Source organism: Dietzia sp. SLG310A2-38A2 (assembly GCF_014145095.1).
Classification (GTDB): domain Bacteria; phylum Actinomycetota; class Actinomycetes; order Mycobacteriales; family Mycobacteriaceae; genus Dietzia.
Genome location: NZ_JAALDX010000195.1, coordinates 1 through 6,229, shown reverse-complemented (window position 1 = coordinate 6,229; position 6,229 = coordinate 1). Strand labels below are relative to the sequence as shown.

General features: G+C 67.2%; 12 protein-coding genes. 1 reads left to right on the top strand and 11 read right to left on the bottom strand.

Annotated features, from left to right (window positions below):
- Positions 1-30: 30 nt before the first annotated feature.
- From rpsQ to rpsJ, 11 genes are read right to left on the bottom strand one after another with little or no spacing between them, the layout of a single operon-like run.
- Positions 31-327 carry a 30S ribosomal protein S17 gene (rpsQ, locus tag G6027_RS07490; RefSeq protein ID WP_200837439.1) on the bottom strand — a complete coding sequence of 99 codons (297 nt, stop codon included), beginning with the start codon at positions 325-327 and terminating at the stop codon, positions 31-33.
- Positions 324-554: a 50S ribosomal protein L29 gene (gene rpmC / locus G6027_RS07485; RefSeq protein ID WP_017838199.1), complete on the bottom strand. Its 231-nt coding sequence runs from the start codon at positions 552-554 to the stop codon at positions 324-326. Before rpmC ends, rpsQ begins: the two co-directional genes overlap by 4 nt.
- On the bottom strand, positions 554-970 hold the full coding sequence (gene rplP / locus G6027_RS07480; protein ID WP_017838198.1) for a 50S ribosomal protein L16: 417 nt from the start codon (positions 968-970) through the stop codon (positions 554-556). The genes rpmC and rplP overlap by 1 nt, the downstream gene beginning before the upstream one ends.
- Before the next feature lie 2 nt (positions 971-972).
- Entirely contained in the window at positions 973-1,806 is an 834-nt protein-coding gene (gene rpsC / locus G6027_RS07475; RefSeq protein WP_179525921.1) for a 30S ribosomal protein S3, read from the bottom strand.
- Positions 1,807-2,247: a 50S ribosomal protein L22 gene (rplV, locus tag G6027_RS07470; protein ID WP_182636628.1), complete on the bottom strand. Its 441-nt coding sequence runs from the start codon at positions 2,245-2,247 to the stop codon at positions 1,807-1,809.
- The gene (rpsS, locus tag G6027_RS07465; protein ID WP_017838195.1) at positions 2,244-2,525 is read right to left on the bottom strand and encodes a 30S ribosomal protein S19; all 282 of its coding nucleotides are present in this window, start codon (positions 2,523-2,525) and stop codon (positions 2,244-2,246) included. The genes rplV and rpsS overlap by 4 nt, the downstream gene beginning before the upstream one ends.
- 14 nt (positions 2,526-2,539) lie before the next feature.
- Positions 2,540-3,376: a 50S ribosomal protein L2 gene (gene rplB, locus G6027_RS07460; protein WP_182636627.1), complete on the bottom strand. Its 837-nt coding sequence runs from the start codon at positions 3,374-3,376 to the stop codon at positions 2,540-2,542.
- Positions 3,377-3,407: 31 nt separating this feature from the next.
- Positions 3,408-3,710: a 50S ribosomal protein L23 gene (gene rplW, locus G6027_RS07455; RefSeq protein WP_179525923.1), complete on the bottom strand. Its 303-nt coding sequence runs from the start codon at positions 3,708-3,710 to the stop codon at positions 3,408-3,410.
- Positions 3,707-4,405: a 50S ribosomal protein L4 gene (gene rplD, locus G6027_RS07450; RefSeq protein WP_182636626.1), complete on the bottom strand. Its 699-nt coding sequence runs from the start codon at positions 4,403-4,405 to the stop codon at positions 3,707-3,709. The genes rplW and rplD overlap by 4 nt, the downstream gene beginning before the upstream one ends.
- The gene (gene rplC / locus G6027_RS07445) at positions 4,402-5,067 is read right to left on the bottom strand and encodes a 50S ribosomal protein L3 (RefSeq protein ID WP_182636625.1); all 666 of its coding nucleotides are present in this window, start codon (positions 5,065-5,067) and stop codon (positions 4,402-4,404) included. Before rplC ends, rplD begins: the two co-directional genes overlap by 4 nt.
- 52 nt (positions 5,068-5,119) lie before the next feature.
- Positions 5,120-5,425 (bottom strand): 30S ribosomal protein S10, encoded by a 306-nt coding sequence (rpsJ, locus tag G6027_RS07440; protein WP_003938093.1) that lies wholly within the window; start codon positions 5,423-5,425, stop codon positions 5,120-5,122.
- A 547-nt stretch (positions 5,426-5,972) separates the two neighbouring features.
- Here rpsJ and G6027_RS07435 point away from each other — a divergent pair.
- The coding region (locus tag G6027_RS07435; protein ID WP_182636624.1) for a hypothetical protein at positions 5,973-6,229 on the top strand (257 nt) is incomplete at its 3' end.

Below are 6,229 nucleotides of genomic sequence, written 5' to 3'. Positions count from 1 at the left end.
TGGGCCGACAGGTGTAGCGGAGCGGTATTCCTACTTCGCGCGCTCCAGGACCTCGACGAGGCGGTACCGCTTGGTGGCGGACAGCGGGCGGGTCTCCATGATCCGCACGCGGTCGCCGACGCCGGCGTTGTTGGTCTCGTCGTGCGCCTTCACACGCTCGGTACGGCGCATGATCTTGCCGTAGAGCGGGTGCTTCACGCGGTCCTCGAGCTCGACGATGATGGTCTTGTCCATCTTGTCGGACACGACGTACCCGATCCGCACCTTGCGGCTGTTGCGCTCGGTGTTCTCGCTGGCCTCAGTCACGGCTGCTTCCTTGTCACTCACTTGGCATCACCCGGCGCCGCCGACAGCCCGAGCTCGCGCTCACGGATGACGGTGTAGATGCGTGCGATGTCATGACGGACGACCCGCAGGCGACGGTTGTTGGTCAGCTGACCGGTGGCCATCTGGAAGCGCAGATTGAACAGCTCCTCCTTGGCCTCACGCAGACGCGCGGTGAGCGCATCGGCATCGAGTTCACGCAACTCGGGGGCGGTGGTTCCACTAGCCATCAGAACTGCTCCTCCCGGGTCACGATGCGGGTCTTGCACGGGAGCTTGTGCTGCGCGCGGCGCAGCGCCTCGCGTGCGGTCTCCTCGTTCGGGTACGACATCTCGAACAGGATGCGACCCGGCTTGACGTTCGCGACCCACCACTCGACGGATCCCTTACCGGAACCCATCCGGACCTCGGCGGGCTTCTTGGTCAACGGGCGATCGGGGTAGATGTTGATCCACACCTTGCCGCCACGCTTGATGTGGCGGTTGATCGCGATACGCGCGGACTCGATCTGACGGTTGGTGACGTACGCCGGCTCGAGAGCCTGGATGCCGTACTCACCGAACGTCACCTTGGTGCCGCCCTTGGCCCCGCCACTACGGCCGGGGTGGTGCTGCTTGCGGTGCTTGACGCGCTTGGGGATAAGCACTGTCACGCCTCCCTGGTCTGATTCTGCGGAGCCTGGGCGGGGGCCTCGGCAGCCGGACCGGAACCGGCGCGGCCGGTCTCGGTGCTGGTGGCCGTGGTGCCCTGGGCGCCGGAACGACGCGGCCGGCCTGCGCCACGCTCGCGGCGCGGCCCTCGGTCGGCACCGCCGCGGTTGCTGGACTGGGCGTACTGATCGGACTCGCGACGCCCGCCGACCACGTCACCCTTGTAGATCCACACCTTGACGCCGATGCGACCGAAGGTCGTCTTGGCCTCGTAGGTGCCGTAGTCGATCTCGGCACGCAGGGTGTGAAGCGGGACGCGACCCTCGTGGTAGCGCTCCGAACGCGACATCTCGGCACCGCCGAGACGACCCGAGCAGACCACCTTGATGCCCTTGACCTGCGGCTGACGCATCGCGGACTGGATGCCCTTCCGCATCGCGCGGCGGAAGGCCACGCGGTTGGAGAGCTGCTCCGCGATGCCCTGGGCTACGAGCTGGGCGTCGGCCTCGGTGTTCTTGATCTCGAGGATGTTGAGGTGGACCTGCTTCGCGGTGAGCTTCTCGAGCTCGCCGCGGAGACGGTCGGCCTCGGCGCCACGACGACCGATCACGATGCCCGGACGGGCGGTGTGGATGTCGACGTTGACGCGGTCACGGGTACGGGAAATGTCCACGCCCGAGATGCCGGCCCGCTCCATGCCCTTGGACAGGAGCTGACGGATCTTGATGTCCTCGGCGACGTAGTCCGCGTACTGCTTGTCGGCGTACCACTTGGACGTCCAGTCCGAGGTGATGCCGAGACGGAAGCCGTGCGGCTGGATCTTCTGTCCCATTTAGCGGGCACCTCCCTGGTTACGACGACCCCGACCGGCGGAACCGGCCTTCTCGGGCACGCTGGTCACCTCGACGGTGATGTGGCTCGTGCGCTTACGCACTCGGAACGCACGACCCTGGGCACGCGGACGGAACCGCTTCAGGGTCGGGCCCTCGTCGGCGAACGCAGCCGACACGACCAGGGTCCGGGGATCCAGGTCGAGGTTGTTCTCGGCGTTCGCGATGGCGGACGCGAGGACCTTGCCCACCGGCTCGCTGGCGGCCTGCGGTGCGAACCGCAGGATGTCCAACGCGTCGGAGGCGTCCTTGCCCCGGATCAGGTCGATCACACGACGCGCCTTCATGGGCGTGACGCGGACGAACTTGGCGGTGGCCCGGGCGGTGAGCTGCTGCTCGTCCTGCACCGTGCCTTCGGCGGTCTTGCTGGTATCAGTGCTCATCGGCGCTTACTCTTCCGATCGTCCTTGATGTGCCCCTTGAACGTGCGCGTCGGCGCGAACTCGCCGAGCTTGTGACCCACCATGGAGTCGGACACGAACACGGGCACATGCTTGCGGCCATCATGGACGGCGAACGTGTGGCCGATGAAATCGGGCAGGATCGTCGAGCGACGCGACCAGGTCTTGATGACCTGATGAGTACCCTTGTCGTTCTGCGCGTCCACCTTCGCGAGGAGGTGCTCGTCGACGAACGGACCCTTCTTGAGACTACGAGGCATCCTAGTTTCCCTCCTTAACGCTTCTTACCGGTGCGACGGCGACGGACAATCATCTTGTCGCTCGCCTTGTTGGGCTTGCGGGTCCGGCCCTCGGGCTGGCCCCACGGGCTGACGGGGTGACGTCCACCGGACGTCTTACCCTCGCCACCACCGTGTGGGTGGTCGATGGGGTTCATGACCACACCGCGGACGGTCGGGCGGACGCCCTTCCACCGCATGCGGCCGGCCTTACCCCAGTTGATGTTCCCCTGCTCGGCGTTGCCGACCTCGCCGATCGTCGCGCGACAGCGGACGTCGACCCGGCGGATCTCACCGGACGGCATGCGGAGCGAGGCGTACGCGCCCTCCTTGCCGAGCAGCTGGATCCCGGCACCGGCGGCGCGAGCCATCTTGGCACCGCCTCCGGGACGGAGCTCCACGGCGTGCACGACGGTGCCGGCGGGGATGTTGCGGAGCGGCAGGTTGTTGCCGACCTTGATATCGGAACCGACACCCGACTCGATCTTCATGCCCTGCTTGAGGTTGCGCGGGGCCAGGATGTACCGCTTCTCGCCGTCCGCGTAGTGCAGGAGGGCGATGTTCGCGGTGCGGTTCGGGTCGTACTCGATGTGGGCGACGGTGGCGTCGACGCCGTCCTTGTCGTTACGACGGAAGTCGATGACGCGGTACTGGCGCTTGTGTCCACCACCCTTGTGGCGGGTGGTGATGCGACCGTGACCGTTACGGCCACCGGTCTTGTGTAGTGGGCGAAGCAGCGACTTCTCGGGCGTCGAGCGCGTGATCTCGGCGAAGTCCGAGACGCTCGAGCCGCGACGGCCGGGCGTCGTGGGCTTGTACTTGCGGATAGCCATGAGGTTCTCTCGTCCTTAACTCTTCCCGCCGTCAGGCGGTCAGACCCGGGATCTCGATGGGCTTGCTGTCGGCCGCAAGGGTCACGATGGCGCGCTTGGTGCTCTTGCGCTGTCCGAACCCGGTGCGGGTGCGCTTACGCTTGCCCTGACGGTTGGCGGTGTTGACGGACTCAACCGTGACGCCGAAGATCTCCTGGAGGGCGATCTTGATCTGCGTCTTGTTGGCGTCCGGGGCGACCAGGAACGTGTACACGCCCTGCTCGAGCAGGCCATAGGCCTTCTCGGAGACGACGGGGGCGAGGATCACGTCCCGGGGATCGGCGACGGTGCTCACTTGTCGGCCTCCTTCGCGGCGGTGTTATCCGTGCCTGCAGCACGCTTGCTGGCCTGCGAGACGAACGCGTCCAGAGCCTCCACCGTGAACACGACATCGTCTGCACGCAGCACGTCGTAGGTGTTCAGCTGATCCGGCGCGATGGGATGGACGTGGTCCAGGTTGCCCACCGAGCGCCATGCGGCGATGTCCTCGCGGCCGACCACGAGCAGGAACTTCTTGCGACCGGACAGGCTTCCGAGGAAGTCCCGCACGCCCGCCGTCGACGGGGTCTGACCCTCGACGAGCTCGGTGACCACGTGGATACGATCGCTGGCGGCCCGGTCGGACAGGGCACCGCGGAGGGCGGCGGCCTTCATCTTCTTGGGCGTGCGCTGCGAGTAGTCACGCGGCTTCGGTCCGTGGACCGTGCCACCACCGGTGTAGGCGGGGGCGCGGGTCGAGCCCTGGCGTGCGCGGCCGGTGCCCTTCTGGCGGAACGGCTTGCGGCCACCGCCACGGACCTCGCCGCGGGTCTTGGTCGAGTGGGTACCCTGCCGCGCTGCGGCGAGCTGCGCCACGACGACCTGGTGCATCAGGGCCAGGTTGGGCTCGACGCCGAAGATCGCGGCGGGGAGCTCGACCGACCCGTCGGCCGAACCGGCCGGGGTACGGACGTCCAGCTTGAGATTCACGGTGTTCTCCGTCGTGGTCATGCGCGCGCACCGCCCTTCACTGCGGATCGGACCATCACGAGGCCGCCGTTACGACCCGGGATGGCTCCCTTGATCAGGAGGACGCCGGCCTCGGCATCGACCTTGTGGACCTTGAGGTTCATTGTGGTCACGCGCTCGTTGCCCATGCGGCCGGCCATCTTCTTACCCCGGAACACACGGCCCGGGGTGGACGCGCCACCGATGGAACCGGGCCGGCGGTGCACGGCCTGGGTACCGTGCGAGGCACCCTGTCCGTGGAAGCCGTGACGCTTCATGGTGCCGGCGAAGCCCTTGCCCTTGGAGGTGCCGGTGACGTCGACGAAAGCGCCGTCCTCGAACACGTCCGCGCCGAGCTCCTGGCCCAGCTCGAAGGCTCCGGCCTGCTCCGCGTTGTCCAGCCGGATCTCCGCGAGGTGGCGACGCGGGGTCACACCCGCCTTGGAGAACTGGCCCGTGACGGGCTTGGTGACCTTACGGGGGTCGATCGCGCCGAACGCGATCTGGACGGCGTTGTAGCCGTCGGTCTGCTCTGTACGGATCCCGGTGACTACACACGGCCCGGCCTTGATGACGGTAACCGGGACGACCCGGTTGTTCTCGTCGAAGACCTGGGTCATGCCGAGCTTCGCGCCCAGGATTCCCTTGATCTCGGTAGTACTCATCTGTTCACTGTCTCCGCTGCACGTTGCTTGCTGACCGCTGCTCGGTCGGAGGTCACTGGATGTTGACGTCGACGCTGGCAGGCAGGTCGATGCGCATGAGCGCGTCCACGGTCTTGGGCGTGGGGTCGAGGATGTCGATCAGCCGCTTGTGGGTGCGCATCTCGAAGTGCTCGCGCGAATCCTTGTACTTGTGCGGCGAGCGGATGACGCAATACACGTTCTTCTCGGTCGGCAACGGCACCGGGCCGACGACACGAGCTCCCGTACGGGTGACCGTCTCGACGATCTTGCGCGCCGAGGCGTCTATGGCCTCGTGGTCATAGGCCTTGAGCCGGATGCGGATCTTTTGTCCCGCCACTTCGTCCTCATTCTCCCCCCGCCCGTGAAGGCGGCTGTCGTGAGCGCCCTCGCTGCGCGGGGGACACTTCTGTGTTCGCTTGTCATACGTGACACCGTCAGACCGTCTACCACCCGGTCACGTGCATCGGTGCTTCGTCGTGGAGGACCGTCGTCGCGCGCTCACGAACGTGACACGACTACGAGACCTCCAGAGGACGGAGTGCCGGACTCCCGCGAGGCGAGGGTGACGGCGGAACCGATCCGCTGCCGCTGTTGACGTGTCACGACGCGTCCACGCGGTCGGGCGTGTCGCCCTCCCACTTTTCCGGCGGGTGATCGCTCACCCGCCCCGGTCGTGCTCGCCCGACCAACCCGGCTACCCCTGGGCCCGAGGGCCACACGGATTCGCCGCCTTGTCCGGGCAACTCGACCAGTATGCCGCACACACCCCACGGGATCAAAATCGCCTATGCCGACCGGTCGGGGAAGCCGCCCGCCGCGTGCCGCGACTTCGGTAGCGTCGAGGCATCAGCGCACACGCGCCTCGTCCCCCAGGAGAGCAGAACGTGAACAGTCGACGCGAACCACGCGACCCCGCCGCCTACAAGCGGGATCGACGCCAGGCCGTCCTGCGCCATCATCCGGACAAGGGTGGTGACCCCGACGAGATGCTCCGCGCGCTCGAGGAGGTCGATCGCAGGCACGGTCTCGGCGGGACCCGCCGCCCGGAAAACGCCGCGACCGCCGAGCAGGTCGCCGCGGTGGCCGTGACCGCACTGGCCGGGATGGCCGCCGTCGGGCTGTCCGTCGCCATGAGCGTCAT